This window comes from Leptolyngbya sp. FACHB-671 (genome assembly GCF_014695745.1).
GTDB lineage: Bacteria > Cyanobacteriota > Cyanobacteriia > Elainellales > Elainellaceae > JAAUTN01.
In genome coordinates this window covers 1-15,616 of the sequence record NZ_JACJOV010000155.1, presented here as the reverse complement: position 1 = coordinate 15,616, position 15,616 = coordinate 1, and the positions used below count along the sequence as shown (strand labels likewise).

The window sequence follows — 15,616 nt, the reverse complement described above, 5'->3', positions numbered from 1 at the left end:
AAGAGCAAAAGACCAGACCAGCCGATGAAGACAAATCTGTCGCGCTTGAGCCAGTCGTCGAGGACGTCAAACCATCCTCGTTCCGCTTGGGCGCGCCCCATTGCTATGGTCATTTCATAACCTCTTAATATTCATCAAATCCTCAAAAGGGCGGCAGGATAACTCTTTTACTACTGTAAAAGAGACTCTGCTAGTAGAAAAGGCGGACTTTTAATTTAGCGTCGGCAGATGCTAAATAGCTGACTCTTCGATCAGCGCACCTTTCACGCCTGCTCTTTGACGAGCAACCGACGGGTGTTACCGGATAGGATTTAACGTTTCTATATGATAGGGATATATGAAAATTTTTACAATCTGACACGATAATCTCAGCAACAGATTTGTGAAAAATCCTGTCTTATCGCCTTGTTCTATGTCACAACTCCCTTGAGGTTAGATAATGGGGACTGAACGTTTCCTCTAATTCTGAACCGACTTCATCGAACCTGAGCGGATCACCATGGCTACACAAACCGTATCTACAACCGACAAAGACAAAATATTCCGTCAGCAAGTTTTGGGGTCGCGTCGTCTCAGCAACTACTGGTGGGCAACTGTGATCACCGTTGGTGCCACTGGCTTTCTGCTGTCTGGAATTTCTAGCTATTTCCAAGTCAACCTGCTGCCCTTTTCCGATCCCACTCAGCTGATTTTTATTCCACAGGGACTCGTAATGGGTTTGTATGGAACACTGGGTCTGCTGTTGGGAGCTTACCTCTGGCTAATTATTACCTGGGATGTAGGCGGTGGGTATAACGAATTTAACCGAGAGACTGGGTTGGCCACCGTGTTCCGTTGGGGATTTCCAGGGAAAAACCGCCGAATTGAGGTGTCTTATCCCCTAGAGGATGTGCAGGCAATTCGAGCTGACATCAAGGAAGGGTTGAACCCTCGTCGTGCCCTCTATCTACGCGTCCAGGGTAAGGGAGAAACACCACTAACTAGAGTGGGGCAGCCATTGCCACTGTCTGATTTAGAAAATCAGGGAGCTGAGTTAGCTCGTTTTCTCGGTGTGCCTTTGGAAGGGCTATAAAGCGCGAGTAGTGAAAGGGCTTTTCATTAAGAGTTTGGTTGATAAGAATGAAAATCATGATTAATCAATGGGTTGTATCAGTTTTTGTCGTGGTGGCTCTGCTGGTTGGGGGGTGTTCGCCCGCAGCAGATACGACCTCAACGACAGATCCTGCTGCGACCGAAACTGCCTCTGTTCCGGCGGTTGAGGCAAGCCCTCAAGCGGCGGATTTGCCCCGCCTGGAAGGTGAAGCAACGGTTGAAATGGTTGTTAACGGTTCAACTATCACGATTCAGGTAGACGGAACCAATGCACCCATTACAGCGGGAAATTTTGTTGACCTGGTACAGCGTGGAGTTTATAACGGGTTAACATTTCACCGCGTCGTGAAGCAGCCAGAGCCGTTTGTGGTGCAGGGGGGCGACCCGCAAGGCAGCGATCCAAATTTCCCAGCAGAGCAGTTAGGAACGGGCGGTTTTATTGACCCGGATACTTCTGCACCCCGCTACATTCCTTTAGAAATCAAGCCAGAAGGCGCAGAGGAACCTGTCTATAGCCAAACTCTCGATCCGGGTGGCGCGCAACCTGTGTTAAAGCACACGCGTGGTGCTGTGGCGATGGCTCGGTCTAATTTGCCGGATTCGGCTTCGTCTCAGTTTTATTTTGCGCTGTCTGATCTGAGTTTCCTCGATGGTAGCTATGCCGTGTTTGGCTATGTGACTGAAGGGATGGATGCAGTAGATCAGATTCAGCAGGGCGATCGCATTGAGTCTGCTAGAGTCACCGCCGGAGCAGAGAACCTGCAAGGTGGCGGAGCCGCAGCTTCAACCGATGCACCCACCGAGCAGCCCCAGTAGTCTTTTGCGGTGGAAGTTGTAGTTACAGGAATTGGGCTAGTTTCAGCGTTAGGAAATCTGGAGCAAACCTGGAGGCGATCGCTCTCTAAAAAAACCGCAATCTGCCTCCAGCAGCCCTTTCCCGAATTAGCCCCACGCCCTCTAGCGCTAATTGGCAATTCTCCTAGTGCGCTGTTGCCTCTAGTGCGAGTGGCGAGCGCCGCTCTCCAGGATGCTGGACTGGAGCTTCCTTTAACCGATTGTGGAATTGTCGTCGGGTCAAGCCGGGGACAGCAAGCACAGTGGGAAAAGCTGACTCGATCTAAGCAAGACGGAATTGAAAATTGGCTGGAAACCTTACCCAATGCAGCGGCGATCGCCACTGCTCATCAAGTGGGCGCAGTTGGACCAGTGCTATCCCCAATGGCGGCCTGTGCAACGGGACTGTGGGCGATCGCTCAAGCTTTTGAACTGATTCAAACCGGGCAGTGCGAAAGGGCGATCGCCGGAGCTGTCGAAGCCCCTATCACACCGCTCACCTTGGCTGGCTTTACTCAGGTTGGGGCACTGGCTCAAACTGGAGCTTATCCCTTTGATCGCTATCGAGAAGGACTGGCGCTAGGGGAAGGTGGCGCAGTCTTTGTGCTGGAAACGGCAGAGTCAGCTAAAAAGCGAGCGGCAAAGGTCTACGGACGCATTCTCGGTTTTGGCTTGACGGCAGATGGTTATCACGTCAGCGCTCCTGATCCCGATGGGCGAGAAGGGGCGATCGCCATTAAGCAATGTCTGGAGCGAAGTGGCTTAACTCCAGAGGCGATCGGCTACATTCACGCTCACGGTACGGCAACTCAGCTAAACGACCGCAACGAGGCCCGCTTAATTCAGCGAATTTTTCCCAAAGGAGTGCCCGTCAGTTCTACCAAAGGCTCGACGGGGCATACCCTAGGCGCTTCCGGGGCATTAGGAATTGCCTTTTGCTTAATGGCGCTAAAGCATCAAATATTGCCACCCTGTGTTGGCTTGAGTCAGCCAGAGTTTGCTCTCGATTTAGTTATCGAACCTCGCCGCGTGACGATTCAAAACGCCCTTTGTCTTAGCTTTGGCTTTGGCGGACAAAATGCGGCGATCGCCTTAGGATGCTGATATTGCTGCGCTACCTAAATTCCTATGACCCTGACCGAAGAAATTCTCTCGCAGTTACCTGGCGACGTGTTGGGTGGGCTGCGCCATGCCGATCGGCTGTGGCAAAGCTATAAACAAGACGAAATTCCAGCTACTTCAGTGGTTGAAACGAGTGCTGAACCGCTGCAAAGCGTGGATTGGGACGTGGTCGTTTGCGGCGGCACCTTAGGAATTATGCTGGGCTGCGCCCTAGCTCAGCGGGGTTGGCGCGCAGCAGTTTTAGAGCGGGGAATTTTGCGCGGGCGCGATCAGGAGTGGAATATTTCACTCAAAGAGCTAGAAGTGCTGGCGGAGTTAGAGTTGCTGAGCCAGGAGGAATTGGAAAGAGCGATCGCCACCCAATACAATCCTGCCTGCATCCGATTCCTGGATGGGGTTGAGCTTCAGGTTAAAGATGTTCTCAACATCGGCGTTGATCCCGTTTACCTGCTGGATACCTTAAAAGCAAAATTTTTAGCGGCTGGTGGACAGCTTTTTGAACACACCGCGTTTAGCTCAGCTACCATTCATCCGAATGGGGTGAATGTGTCAGCAGGAGAAGGGTTTACCAGCCGTTTGCTGTTAGACGCGATGGGGCACTTCTCACCCATTTCCCAACAGGTGCGAAAGGGACAAAAACCAGATGCCGTTTGTCTGGTCGTTGGCAGTTGCGCTCAGGGATTTCCAGAAAACCCTACGGGCGACCTGTTTGCTTCTTTCACACCGCTGCAAAACCAGTGCCAGTATTTTTGGGAAGCCTTTCCTGCCCGTGATGGCAGAACGACCTATCTGTTTACTTACCTGGATGCCCATACCGATCGCCCCAGTTTAGAAGACTTGTTTGAAGATTACCTGCGCCTTTTGCCGGAATATCAAAACGTTGAGTTGGAACAGTTAACCTTTCAGCGGGCATTGTTTGGATTCTTCCCCTGCTATAGGCAAAGTCCTTTACAGCCAGTGGGCGATCGCATCCTGCCCATCGGTGACAGCAGCGGCAGCCAATCCCCCCTCAGCTTTGGTGGCTTTGGCGCAATGATTCGCCATCTGAGACGTTTGAACGAAGGCATCAATCAGGCACTCCAGGCTGATTTGCTTGATCGCTCTGCCTTAGCCTTACTCCAGCCCTACCAACCGAACCTGTCCGTCACCTGGCTATTTCAACGGGCGATGAGCGCTGGAGTCAACCAAAAACTTGATCCCGACCAAATCAATGCCCTGCTCTCGGCTGTATTTGAGCAAATGGATCAGCTTGGCGATCGCGTTCTCAAGCCTTTTCTACAAGACGTTGTGCAATTTCCTGCGCTCTCCCAAGCAATGCTGAGAACTGCACTATTTCACCCTGGCGTAGTCCTACGCGTCATTCCTCATGTGGGCTTGCCTGCTCTGTTAGATTGGACAATCCACTACTCAAACCTCGGCATTTACAGCCTTCTTTCCCCTCTCGGACAAATGGTAGAACCCTGGACAAGAACGCTGACTTCAACCCAGCAATACTACTTTCATCGCTGGCTAGATGCCTGGAAATACGGCTCCGGAGGCGACTATGAAGAGGGACAGGGGCTAGGGAGGATGAAGGATAAAGGATGAAGTAGATAGCATGGGAATAGGTATGAACAAAATGCTTTCCCTAGCCCCTATCCAAACCTTAATCCTTAATCTCTATCATGGACTTCCCCCGCGCACGCCAGCTTTTTTACCAGGAGATTCGCCAACCTGACGAGGCGATCGCCCTCTCCAGAGCTGCACTCTACATTGCTCAGGAAGAATATCCAGACCTGGACGCAGAAGAATACACCAACGCGCTAGATACAATGGCGGCAGAAGTCGAGGAGCTTTTACCTAAAGAGCAGTACCCGCTGCGAATTATTAAAACGATCAACCAATACCTTTACGAAGATTTAAAATTTGTAGGGAATGTTGAAGATTACTACGATCCCCGCAACAGTTATTTGAACCAGGTAATCGATCGCCGCACCGGAATTCCGATTACGCTCTCTCTGGTTTATCTCGAAATTGCCCAACGGCTTGACTTTCCAATGGTGGGAGTGGGAATGCCCGGACATTTCTTGATTCGTCCTGCCTTGGATGAGATGGAGGTGTTTGTCGATCCGTTTTATCAAGGGGAAATTTTGTTTCCGGCGGACTGTGAAGAGCGACTAAGCCAACTTTACGGCAAACCCGTAGAATTGCAGCCAGAATTTGTCGAGGCGATCGCCCCTAAAAATTTTTTGGCGCGAATGCTGACCAATCTCAAAATGCTCTACCTGAATCGTGGAGAAATACCCAAAGCCTTGGCAGCGATTGAGAGAATTTTGTTGCTGTTTCCCGATGCGATCGGAGAGAGGCGCGATCGTGGCGTGGTTTACTACCACACAGGTCGCTGGATAGAAGCCAGTCAAGATCTGGAATATTACCTGGACAACACACCCGATGCAGAAGATGCCTCAATGCTACGCCAATTACTAAAGCGGATTAGCGACGATTCCTAAATCTGCTGAGTGGTAATCCTAAATTTATTCAAAGTCGTAAAGATTATTGTATAAATTTCACTCTGTATTTCAAGGTACAAAAGCAGATTGGTCACTATGTTTCTATAAGCTGCAAATAGCTGCTGAACTGTTTGATTAAAAAGTTTGATTCAGAGTCAGTCAGCAAACTTTAGATCCTTAAGATCTGCGGTGCTTTGAAATGAATTACGCATTCGACTTTGGAGTCATTTGGGATAACGCTGGAGTTTTACTGGCTGGAGCCTGGTTGACTTTCAAGATATCGTTATTAGCCATTACCTTTGGCTTAATCATTGGCATCATTGGTGCAGCCTTTAGAACTTCTGAAAATCGCATTTTAGATGGAATTGCGCTTGCCTACGTTGAGATTATTCGAAATACACCTTACCTGATTCAGCTTTTTTTCATCTTCTTCGGACTGCCCAATTTGGGGCTTAAGTTATCCGCAGAGCAAGCTGCGATTTTCTCACTAGCGGTTAACTTTGGAGCTTATTCAACCGAAATTGTGCGGGCAGGAGTACAAAGCATTGCCAAGGGACAAATCGAAGCAGGATTGGCGATCGGGTTTAAGAAGTTAGCGGTGTTTCGCTACATTGTTTTGCCGCCTGCGTTAGCTAATGTTTATCCCGCCTTAATTGGGCAGGTAATTTTGGCAGTCTTGTTTACGAGCGTTGTCTCACAAATTGCAGCAGAGGATTTGACCTTCGCTGGAGATTATCTAAACGCTCGTACCTTTCGCAGCTTTGAAATCTATTTCACGATCGCCCTGATCTATCTAGCAATTGTTTGGTTAATCAAGCTCTTGTCTTTTCTAATTGAAAGACGATTCTTTGAGTTTGCTAAGTACAGACGCTAAGTAAGATATTTGAGCACAAAAGCTAAAAAAGATGGACGAATTTACTGTCTCTCGAATTTTTATTAATCTTCTAATTGCTGCAAAGTGGACAGTTATTTTGTCCCTGATTGCCTTCATCGGTGGAGGTATTGTTGGGGCTGCGATTACCTTAATGCGGATTTCTTCAAATAAGTGGCTCAGGGGAATCAGTTGGGTATACATTGAATTTTTTCAAGGTACACCTCTGCTGCTGCAACTATTCCTGGCATTTTTTGGGCTATCGGTCGCTTTTGGCATCAACCTATCACCGCTGCAAGCAGCAACCCTAGCACTTACTGGATTTACCAGTGCATTTTTAGCAGACATCTGGCGAGGTTCGATTGAAGCCCTTCCTCAAGGGCAATGGGAAGCGGGTTCTGCAATCGGGTTTGGCTATTTCAAACAGCTTCAGCTGATCATTTTGCCCCAGGCAGTAAGGCTGTCGGTTGCTCCCACAGTTGGCTTTCTGGTGCAGGTGATTAAGGGAACTTCGCTGGCTTCCATTATCGGATTTACCGAACTGTCTCGCGCCGCAACTCAGATTAACAATGTGACTTTGCAATCCCTGCTGATTTTCTCGCTGGCAGGGGTGATCTATTTTCTGTTGTGCTATCCCCTTTCGACTTGGAGCCAGCACTTAGAGCGAAAACTGAGCTACAAAACCTGAGCAGGGAGCGCTAAAAATGGTTTGGGATTTGTTAAAGGCACTGTTTTACACAAAGCTGCGACGAGTGTTGGCTTTGTTTTTCACCAGTTTGTTAATCACGATAAGTATTGCGTCCTGCTCTGCTGGAGAAGACACCGCTTCGGTGCGATCGCTAGCCACCATTGAAGCTGAAGAAATTGTCTTGCCCCATGCAGACGGTTCAACCTTGAGCAGAATTATGGAAAGGGGCACCGTCAGAGTTGCGGTTCCCGATGACTTCCCTCCCTTTGGTGCGGTTAACGCCACGATGCAGCTACAGGGCTATGACATTGATGTGGCGAATGAAATGGCTAAAGGGCTGGGGGTTGAGCTACAGCTAGTTCCGGTCGTAGGGAACTACCGCATTCCGTTTTTGCAGACCGATCGCGCCGACATGGTCATTTCCAGCTTAGGAAAAAACGCTGACCGTGAAGTGATTATCGACTTCTCTGAACCGTATGCTCCCTTCTTTTCTGGAGTCTACGGTGGCCCAGATATTCAAGTTTCTTCGCTTGAAGAACTGAATGGGCAGACGATAGGCGTTTCACAAGGTTCTCTGGAAGATCTAGAAATCTCCAAGCTACCCGCTGGAACAGTCGAGGTCAAGCGCTTTGCCAGCAACAGCTTAACGGCTTCTGCCCTGGTCTCTGGACAGGTTGAACTGATTGCAACCGGCAACGTAGTAGCTGCCAAATTGATTCGTGATAACCCCGATCAGCAGATTGAGAGCAAATTCATCATGAAAGACTCTCCTTGCTACGTGGGCGTGCGTAAGGGTGACACAGAGTTTTTAACAGAAATCAACACTATCATCGCTGACTTAAAGCAGTCTGGGCGCTTAAACGAAATCTCGGTTCAATGGTTTGGTGAACCGTTACCGACCAGTCTCGCGAGCTAAATGACCGATGGCGATCGCACTCATCCTTAAAACAGGAGCACATCAGGCATGACATCTTTTGAGCCTCAAATCAATGCAGCAAGTACGGCAACCTTGGGCACTGAACCTATCATCGTCGCCAAAGATGTAGAGAAATGGTACGGCAACGGGTTTCACGTGCTTAAGGGAGTGAGCCTGACGGTGAATAAGGGTGAAGTGGTTGTGCTAATGGGTCCATCGGGGTCTGGCAAATCTACCTTTATTCGCACGTTTAATGGACTGGAACCCTATCAGGGCGGCAGCATTGAAATTGATGGAATTGCGATCGCTCACGACAACAAAGGAATTGAACTGGTGCGCCGAGAAGTCGGCATGGTATTTCAACAGTTCAACCTGTTTCCTCATCTGAGTGTGTTGAAGAATATCACGCTGGGTCCAATTCACCTGCGAGGAATGTCCCCAAGTGACGCAGAAGAACTGGGAATGAGTTTGCTCGATCGCGTCGGCATTTCTCACCAGGCAAATAAGTATCCAGGACAGCTTTCAGGTGGGCAGCAGCAGCGAGTGGCGATCGCCCGTGCCCTGGCTATGCGTCCTAAAGTAATGTTGTTTGACGAACCGACCTCAGCGCTTGACCCAGAAATGGTGAGAGAGGTGCTGGACGTAATGCGAAAACTGGCAGAGTCGGGCATGACGATGGTGTGTGTCACCCATGAAGTCGGATTTGCTCGTGAGGTCGCCGATCGCGTCATCTTCCTGGCAGAAGGACACTTGCTCACAGACACAACTCCTGATGAGTTTTTCAATCATCCCAAAGATGAGCGAGTGAAGAAGTTTCTATCTCAAATTTTGCATTAGTTGCTGTAAACCTATTTTGCTAGTTGAGTTTAAGCTCCATTTGAATATTGCAGCGCTCATAGTGTGAAGACGGTCTGACCACTTTTTGAAACCCTAGCTTTTGGTAAAGATTGATCGCAGGAGCTAAAGCAGTATTACTTTCTAGAAACACCGTTTTTGCGCCTAATTCGTGTGCTTTGTTGATCGCCGCTTGCCCTAACAGCCAACCGATTCCTTTACCTTTAGCCGTTTCGGTGACTGCCATCTTTGCTAACTCATAGGTATCATCATCCACTTTGATCAGGGCGCATGTTCCTACTATCTCACTATTAGAGCGAGCCATATAAATGTGTCCGCCAGTTGCCAAAATCTTCTCGTTAGGATGATTGAGGGATTGACGGTCAGCTTCTTCTAGCTTGAAATATTTTTCGATCCACTCATAATTCAAGCGCTTAAATTCATCGTGAAACTCTGATTTGTAATCAATGATTTCAACCTGCTGACGTTCACGCACCTTACGGATTTCTTTGACCCGCTCAAAAAAGCTTTGATTCGCAAGTAAAAACTCAACTTCCTCGATCGCTTTCCATAGGTCATGCTGCATCTCTGCCAAGAGATCTTCAACCACTTGAGTGACATCAAGCTGCTGTTTATCAAGGTTAGGAATCAGTTGTTTTCCAATATCAGAAAGTTTTACAACACTTACCCTTGCGTCCTCAGCGCTTTTGTCAATCTTGACGAGTTTTTTCTTGCTCATCTCTTTGACAATTTGGCTTACAGACGGGTGTGAGTGACCGATCTTTTGAGCAATTTCAGTGATAGATGCACTTTCTTGATGGGAAAGCACATAAAAAACTGGAAACCACTTTGGGTCTAGGTTTGTTTTGTAGAGCGAATAGATTTTTGCAGCATCCTCTGTAAAAGTTTCGCTCAATCGCCGTAGACGGCTACCTAATGCTACCTTGCCGACTTGAGAGTAGAAATCCATAGATATGTAATTGCTTACGTAATTAACTACATATTATGATAAACGACACAAAGCCATCTTCGAGGGAAGTAACAGTACATCCTAGGGTCTAGGTGAGTGTTGGGTTTCGCTGTGCTACACCCAACCTACATTCGCTCTAAACTTTTTGCAGCCCTTGATAAACCTGCTCTGCCAAGCGCTTTAACCGTCGTAGCTGAGCCTGCATGTCTTGCTTAGTCCAATCTGCGGCAAATCGATCAAAGCCATAGCGGACGATCGTATTAGGAATCTCAAATTCAAATCGATTAATCAGATAAGTGCCGTCTTGATCAGGCTGACATTCCCAGCGATCGCGCCCTTTAAAGAACCCATCAAAGCCCCACACAATCAGCCCCGGTTCCCGCTCTAACACCACACTTTCTAAAGTCGGCTGAATCAATGGAACCTTAATCACAAAGCGGCTTTTGCTGCCGACTTCGGTACTCCATACGCCAACGGGATCGCAGCGTAAAGCCGGATTTAACCAGCGGTGCATCAAAGTGCGATCGGTGATACATCGTTCAACCGTCGTTGCACTGGCCTTGATCTGAATCGATTGCTCAAAAACTTGACGAAATGGCATCCGATGCTTCGGAGTCACAACCTAAACTGCTACTCTACAGTAACCTTAAATTGATCTTGGCTGCTGCACCGCGATAGTTGCCCTTTTTCAGAACTTATTCCTTAAAAACGCAGGTTTTAGCGTATTATTCAGCACTAAGGTAGATGAAAGGCTCGAAGACAAAATTTACCCTTGCTGATGTAGCTTTTACGCAGTTTTGGTAATTTACGGTTGACCAGAGAGATTAAGCAAGGGAATCGCTGGTCAACCTAATGATAGCCACCTATGGTAGCTGCTATCTTCACGTTTGCTGTCGCTAGTTGAGGAAATAATGAACGAAACATGGCAGGGCATGGCGCAGGCGTTGATAGCCTCCACCTCAATGCCTAAAATGCACAGCATTTATACTTTCTTAGCTCAAGTAGAATCTGCACCCACGACCAGACCAGCAAGAGGAGGGGATGTGCTGCGGACGGTTGGTTCTGATTTGAGTTCTTCATTGCCGGACCTACTAAGGGCAATTGTGATCCTGGTAGTGGGTTGGCTAATTGCACTGATTGCAGCGGCGATCGTCAGAGGAATCTTAAAGCAAACAGACCTTGACAATCGTTTAGCTCGATCAGTTGTGGGCGGACAGCCAGGGGCAGAAGCTCCAGCCATCGAGAAGTGGATCTCTAGTGCTGTTTTCTGGCTAATTTTTATCTTCACGATTGTTGCGTTTCTTCAGGCACTTCAGCTCACGGCTGTATCTGAACCTCTCAACAACTTCTTAAATCAAATTATTGGCTACCTGCCCGCCATTGCGGGAGCCGCGATTTTGCTGGGGGTTGCCTGGCTGCTAGCAACGTTGGTAAAGCTGATTGTCACCCGAACTCTGAAAGCTTTCAACATAGATGAGCGGTTGGGGCAACAGGTAGAAAGCCCATCCACCACTCCCCCAACGGATGCAGTGAGAGATCCCACTGTCCCAGGTGGTTATTCCACAACTGGTGCAGTAGATCCGAGAACTGGCACGGCTACGCCTCCGCCACCGTCCTCAAGAAATCAGTTTTCTCTCAGTGACACAATTGGGAACACCCTGTACTGGTTCATTTTCCTGCTATTCCTGCCGCTAATTTTAAATACGCTGGGGTTGCAAGGAACGCTGGCTCCTGTGCAGGAGTTGCTGAATGAAATTTTGGGCGTTTTGCCGAATGTGTTTGCCGCGATTTTGATTGCAGCGGCAGGTTGGCTCGTTGCTCAAGTGGTACGGCGGATTGTGACTAACTTTCTGGCAGCAACTGGAACAGACCGAATTGGGACTCGACTAGGATTGAACCGGACATCTGGAAGCCAATCGCTCTCCTGGATTCTTGGCACCGTTGTCTATGTTTTAATTCTGATTCCGACGGCGATCGCGGCCCTCAACGCTCTGCAAATTGAGGCGATCTCTGGTCCAGCGATCGCAATGCTAGAGCAAATTCTCACGGTACTACCGCAGATCTTTACTGCTGGACTGATTCTGGCTCTTGCTTATGTGATCGGACAGTTTCTCTCTGATCTCGTAACGGGTGTCCTGACCGGAGTTGGCTTTAACAACGTCTTCTATTGGCTGGGGCTACAGTCTACCCCTTCAGCCCCTACCTCTGCTACAGTTCCCCCTCCGGCTCAGCCCGAAGCGTTACAAGGGCGAGTTCCTCCTGCTACGGTACCCACGAAAACGCCTTCAGAGGTCGCTGGGATCATTGTTCTAGTTGGGGTAATGTTGATTGCTGCACTTGCGGCAATCGATGTACTGAACATTCCGGCACTGACCGCCTTGGTAGGTGGAATAGTCTTGATTGCAGGGCGCATCTTAGCTGGACTGGTGGTATTTGCGATTGGCTTATACTTAGCGAACCTCGCCTTTAACTTGATTACGAGCTCTGGTGGTCGTCAAGCTAAAATCTTGGGTCAAGTCGCTCGGATTGCAGGTATCGCCTTCTCGGCTGCGATCGCATTGCAGCTAATCGGCGTTGCTAACGATATCGTCAATCTAGCGTTTGGCTTGCTCTTGGGCGCGATCGCAGTAGCGATTGCTTTAGCCTTTGGCTTAGGCGGTCGAGACGTTGCTGCTGAGCAGCTCCGCGAATGGTTAGCTTCGTTTAAGCAAAATCGTCTCTAATAATTCCCTAACTCCATTCGCAAGCATTAACTGGAGTACGGAGGTCATACCCTTCGCACTCCAGTTTTTTTGCGGTAGTAGCATTCTGTCAATCGAGAGATTAGAGCAAGGAATGATTCGTTTAGCCTTGAATAAAGGTGTCACAAATAGGAGAAAGGCCCGTGTCTGAGCGAGTATTGGTTGCAGGAGCAACGGGGGGCGTTGGGCAACTCACCGTCGCAAAGCTGCTTGAAAAAGGATACGCAGTGCGGGCCATGACCCGTAGTTCTGAAAAAGTACAGCAGATGTTTGACGGCAAAGTGGAAGTGGCGATCGCCGACACCCGCCAACCTGAGACCCTTCCCGCTGCAACCCAGGGTATTACCCACATCATCTGCTGCACGGGTACGACCGCCTTCCCTTCAGCAAAATGGGATTTTGACTTCAGCTCACAAACCAATGGCTTTCAGCAAGTCTTGAACTGGGGCAAAGTGTTCTTGGACTCCGACTATCGCCGCACCCAGGCTAAAAACAGTCCTGAACAGGTTGATGCTCAAGGCGTGATTAACCTGATTGGAGCCGCTCCTAAGGACTTAAAGCGATTTGTGTTTGTCTCATCGTGTGGCGTTGAACACAAAGATAAACCACCCTACAGCTTCTTAAATGCCTTCGGCGTGTTGGATGCAAAACAGAAAGGTGAAACCGCACTGATTCAATCAGGCTTGCCATACACCATTGTTCGACCGGGACGGCTGATTGATGGGCCATTTACCTCTTACGATCTCAATACTTTGCTCAAAGCAACAACTAACGGGAAGCAGGGCGTTGTAGTGGCTACGGGTGACACCTTGACTGGACAAACCAGCCGCATTGATGTGGCTGCTGCTTGTGTTGCAAGTGTGAATAGTTTGGCAGCGGAAAACAAAGTGTTTGAACTGATCAACCAGGGTGAAAGACCAGCCACAGTGGATTGGGAAGGGCTTTTTGCTCAACTGCTAGCTCATTAAGGCAGACTTAAGGACGCACGACAATAGAAATTAGAATTTGTCCAGCCAGAAATGTTTTGGCAAGGATGCAGTGAATCGCGTCTCTACAAGTCTCAGAAATCTTTTCATTTACTTGACTTCACGGCTCAAAAGCGTCATCTTAAATATAACGCACGTTCGATATAAGATAAATCCTCAGGGAGTGGTGATATGCAGCAAGCAAAAAGTCTTCCTCAGCCGACCCCTTCCACATCTGAAAAAGCTGACCGTGATGCAATTGAGTACCCAATCAGTGACAGTCAACAGCAGGGTTATGTAGAAAAACATAGATCCCTGCGGCAGTTCAAACCAATTAATCGGTTATCGAAACGAGAATTAGAGATTCTAAAACTGCTGATTGAAGGTCGTAGCAACACCGAAATTGCGACGCTCCTTTACCTCAGTCCTAACACCATCAAAACTCACATTCGAGGAATCCTAAATAAGCTTTCCGTTGAAAACCGCATTCAGGCAGCAGTTGCAGCAGTGCGAATGGGATTGATGTAGAGCGTGCAACCCAACTGGTTTGAGCGCCTCCATTACGCCTGAAACCTAAAGCATTTCAGCCGAAGTTCTCATGAACTATCTAGATGAGCATCGTATGCTGAAGCTAGATAAACTCAACGTTTCATATCAACGTCACGAATGCCCAAAATTGTTGATCATAATGAGTACCGCAAAGACCTGCTAAACAGAGCCTTTGACCTGTTTGCCCAAAAAGGGTTTGCGGCGGTCACAATGCGCGAAATCGCGCAGGGGTTAGGCGTTTCTACTGGAACTTTGTATCACTACTTTCCTAGCAAGGAAGCCCTGTTTGAGCAGCTCATGCAGGAAAAAGCGGATTACTACATTCTCATGCTGACCCGTGAGTTAGAAGGCGCAAAAACACTAACCGAACAGGTAGATGCGCTGGGAAGATTTCTGCAAAAAAATGAGGAGAGTTTAATCAAAGAGACTTACATCTCTGTTGATTTTTGTCGTCACTATGGCTGTGAAGCCTATCAAAACAATAGAGCCAATAAGCAAGCCGACGAACGCTTTAAGCAAACCGTGGCCAACTTTGACGGGATCACTAGTCCAGCCTTTCAACATTTCATGAAAAACTTGTTTATGGGGCTGTTACTCAATCGACTGTATGGAGATCAAGCTGCCTGCTTTAATGAGCAAGTATCTCTGCTAGGAAAAATGCTGACCGCTTATTTAGAAAAACATTCTGACTCTCAACCAGACTCTCAATAAATTGCGACCGCAGCGCACCGTTCCGTAATGCTTGATGCAGAACGATGTTGCTTAGCCGAGGATGACTGACACGCGATCGCCTTCAACAGTTCTCAGCCACACGAAGGATAAGGCTTGAGACAGCCAAATTGGGATCAGCAGGCTTTACAAAAGTTCATACTGCGTTAATATCTAGATACACTCACGTTGGCTTTGGCATTAATACTTCCATGAATAAGAAACTACTCGCTCCTCTTGCAGCGATCGCTCTGAGCCTGGTGATTCTAGTGACTGCTGGCTTCAACCTTGGCTCTGGTCATCTTCTAGGCGAATCGAGAACTGATTACTTCATCAAATCAATCCAAGCTGATCGAGTTTTGTTAGTAGAACCAAATTTGCTGAGCTTTGTTAATTCAAATACAGCAGATAGCAGCATGAATGAACGCCTGCTCAGTGCGCTTGAGGAAATTGGGCAGTCCTATACCGTCGACAGTGCAAGACCTATCCAGATCACGAAAAACATTGGCACCATTGTGCCTAATTTAGTGGTGTACGTTCAGCCAAAGCCATTGCAGCAAGACATCGGTGATGCTTTGGCAACAGGCAATGCAGTAACGGTTAACTAGTAACGGTTAACTAAAATTGGGTTTGTGTAAGCAGATCTGCGACTTCTTTGTGAAGTCGCAGATTTTAACGTTTTAGGTTGGCAGCGTTTGGCTTACAGCAATTTCCACTTGTGTAATAGACCTCCTGCATGAATAGCAAAGGGATGTGACAGTTGAGGATCGCAGCGAAGCGAGATAGTTTCTATCTAGAAGCTATCGTCAGAAGCAGATATGCGATATACAGAATTGG

General features: G+C 48.2%; 16 protein-coding genes and 1 pseudogene. 14 read left to right on the top strand and 3 right to left on the bottom strand.

The genetic code is table 11. The features are described 5' to 3' along the window. Nucleotides 1-113: pseudogene (locus tag H6F93_RS28155) on the bottom strand (photosystem II D2 protein (photosystem q(a) protein)); the annotation flags it as partial. Nucleotides 114-499: 386 nt separating this feature from the next. Between H6F93_RS28155 and H6F93_RS28150 the strand changes: the two are divergent. From H6F93_RS28150 to H6F93_RS28110, 9 genes are all read left to right on the top strand, one after another. Continuing rightward, complete coding sequence (locus tag H6F93_RS28150; protein ID WP_190646549.1) at nt 500-1,072, top strand: photosystem I assembly protein Ycf4; 573 nt, start codon at nt 500-502, stop codon at nt 1,070-1,072. A gap of 56 nt (nt 1,073-1,128) precedes the next feature. Continuing rightward, nucleotides 1,129-1,908, top strand: coding sequence for a peptidylprolyl isomerase (locus H6F93_RS28145; protein ID WP_242043661.1), 780 nt, complete (start codon nt 1,129-1,131; stop codon nt 1,906-1,908). A gap of 9 nt (nt 1,909-1,917) precedes the next feature. Beyond that, entirely contained in the window at nt 1,918-3,030 is a 1,113-nt protein-coding gene (locus tag H6F93_RS28140; protein ID WP_190688316.1) for a beta-ketoacyl-ACP synthase, read from the top strand. Between the two features lie 24 nt (nt 3,031-3,054). After that, entirely contained in the window at nt 3,055-4,635 is a 1,581-nt protein-coding gene (locus tag H6F93_RS28135; RefSeq protein ID WP_190688313.1) for an FAD-dependent monooxygenase family protein, read from the top strand. A gap of 77 nt (nt 4,636-4,712) precedes the next feature. Next, nucleotides 4,713-5,537 carry a SirB1 family protein gene (locus H6F93_RS28130; protein ID WP_190646545.1) on the top strand — a complete coding sequence of 275 codons (825 nt, stop codon included), beginning with the start codon at nt 4,713-4,715 and terminating at the stop codon, nt 5,535-5,537. Between the two features lie 199 nt (nt 5,538-5,736). Then, a complete protein-coding gene (locus tag H6F93_RS28125; RefSeq protein WP_190646544.1) occupies nt 5,737-6,411 on the top strand; it encodes an amino acid ABC transporter permease in 675 nt (224 codons plus the stop codon). Between the two features lie 31 nt (nt 6,412-6,442). Continuing rightward, nucleotides 6,443-7,096 (top strand): amino acid ABC transporter permease, encoded by a 654-nt coding sequence (locus H6F93_RS28120; protein WP_190688310.1) that lies wholly within the window; start codon nt 6,443-6,445, stop codon nt 7,094-7,096. Nucleotides 7,097-7,112: 16 nt separating this feature from the next. Then, nucleotides 7,113-8,012, top strand: a complete 900-nt coding sequence (locus tag H6F93_RS28115) for a transporter substrate-binding domain-containing protein (protein WP_190688306.1) — start codon at nt 7,113-7,115, stop codon at nt 8,010-8,012. A 48-nt stretch (nt 8,013-8,060) separates the two neighbouring features. Further along, nucleotides 8,061-8,849, top strand: coding sequence for an amino acid ABC transporter ATP-binding protein (locus H6F93_RS28110; RefSeq protein ID WP_190646541.1), 789 nt, complete (start codon nt 8,061-8,063; stop codon nt 8,847-8,849). A gap of 19 nt (nt 8,850-8,868) precedes the next feature. Here the strand turns inward: H6F93_RS28110 and H6F93_RS28105 are convergent, their stop codons facing one another. Both H6F93_RS28105 and H6F93_RS28100 read right to left on the bottom strand, forming a co-directional pair. Further along, entirely contained in the window at nt 8,869-9,816 is a 948-nt protein-coding gene (locus H6F93_RS28105) for a bifunctional helix-turn-helix transcriptional regulator/GNAT family N-acetyltransferase (protein ID WP_190688303.1), read from the bottom strand. 136 nt (nt 9,817-9,952) lie between these two features. Further along, entirely contained in the window at nt 9,953-10,435 is a 483-nt protein-coding gene (locus tag H6F93_RS28100; RefSeq protein ID WP_524538031.1) for an SRPBCC family protein, read from the bottom strand. Nucleotides 10,436-10,727: 292 nt separating this feature from the next. Here H6F93_RS28100 and H6F93_RS28095 point away from each other — a divergent pair, with 292 nt between their 5' ends. The 5 genes from H6F93_RS28095 (at nt 10,728) to H6F93_RS28075 (ending at nt 15,387) form a co-directional block, all read left to right on the top strand. Beyond that, entirely contained in the window at nt 10,728-12,539 is a 1,812-nt protein-coding gene (locus H6F93_RS28095) for a mechanosensitive ion channel (RefSeq protein WP_190688299.1), read from the top strand. Between the two features lie 161 nt (nt 12,540-12,700). Continuing rightward, entirely contained in the window at nt 12,701-13,525 is an 825-nt protein-coding gene (locus tag H6F93_RS28090) for an NAD(P)H-binding protein (RefSeq protein ID WP_190688295.1), read from the top strand. A gap of 189 nt (nt 13,526-13,714) precedes the next feature. Beyond that, a complete protein-coding gene (locus H6F93_RS35970; protein ID WP_190688292.1) occupies nt 13,715-14,050 on the top strand; it encodes a response regulator transcription factor in 336 nt (111 codons plus the stop codon). A gap of 138 nt (nt 14,051-14,188) precedes the next feature. Continuing rightward, on the top strand, nt 14,189-14,782 hold the full coding sequence (locus H6F93_RS28080; RefSeq protein WP_190646536.1) for a TetR/AcrR family transcriptional regulator: 594 nt from the start codon (nt 14,189-14,191) through the stop codon (nt 14,780-14,782). A 209-nt stretch (nt 14,783-14,991) separates the two neighbouring features. Continuing rightward, nucleotides 14,992-15,387, top strand: coding sequence for a hypothetical protein (locus tag H6F93_RS28075; protein WP_190646535.1), 396 nt, complete (start codon nt 14,992-14,994; stop codon nt 15,385-15,387). Nucleotides 15,388-15,616 lie beyond the last annotated feature (229 nt).

What these genes read in the sequence shown, in the direction of transcription:
- H6F93_RS28150 (WP_190646549.1), top strand. Translation starts at nt 500, where the DNA reads ATGGCTACACAAACCGTATCTACAACCGACAAAGACAAAATATTCCGT.
- H6F93_RS28145 (WP_242043661.1), top strand. Translation starts at nt 1,129, where the DNA reads ATGATTAATCAATGGGTTGTATCAGTTTTTGTCGTGGTGGCTCTGCTG.
- H6F93_RS28135 (WP_190688313.1), top strand. Translation starts at nt 3,055, where the DNA reads ATGACCCTGACCGAAGAAATTCTCTCGCAGTTACCTGGCGACGTGTTG.
- H6F93_RS28130 (WP_190646545.1), top strand. Translation starts at nt 4,713, where the DNA reads ATGGACTTCCCCCGCGCACGCCAGCTTTTTTACCAGGAGATTCGCCAA.
- H6F93_RS28125 (WP_190646544.1), top strand. Translation starts at nt 5,737, where the DNA reads ATGAATTACGCATTCGACTTTGGAGTCATTTGGGATAACGCTGGAGTT.
- H6F93_RS28120 (WP_190688310.1), top strand. Translation starts at nt 6,443, where the DNA reads ATGGACGAATTTACTGTCTCTCGAATTTTTATTAATCTTCTAATTGCT.
- H6F93_RS28115 (WP_190688306.1), top strand. Translation starts at nt 7,113, where the DNA reads ATGGTTTGGGATTTGTTAAAGGCACTGTTTTACACAAAGCTGCGACGA.
- H6F93_RS28110 (WP_190646541.1), top strand. Translation starts at nt 8,061, where the DNA reads ATGACATCTTTTGAGCCTCAAATCAATGCAGCAAGTACGGCAACCTTG.
- H6F93_RS28105 (WP_190688303.1), bottom strand. Translation starts at nt 9,816, where the DNA reads ATGGATTTCTACTCTCAAGTCGGCAAGGTAGCATTAGGTAGCCGTCTA.
- H6F93_RS28095 (WP_190688299.1), top strand. Translation starts at nt 10,728, where the DNA reads ATGAACGAAACATGGCAGGGCATGGCGCAGGCGTTGATAGCCTCCACC.
- H6F93_RS35970 (WP_190688292.1), top strand. Translation starts at nt 13,715, where the DNA reads ATGCAGCAAGCAAAAAGTCTTCCTCAGCCGACCCCTTCCACATCTGAA.
- H6F93_RS28080 (WP_190646536.1), top strand. Translation starts at nt 14,189, where the DNA reads ATGCCCAAAATTGTTGATCATAATGAGTACCGCAAAGACCTGCTAAAC.
- H6F93_RS28075 (WP_190646535.1), top strand. Translation starts at nt 14,992, where the DNA reads ATGAATAAGAAACTACTCGCTCCTCTTGCAGCGATCGCTCTGAGCCTG.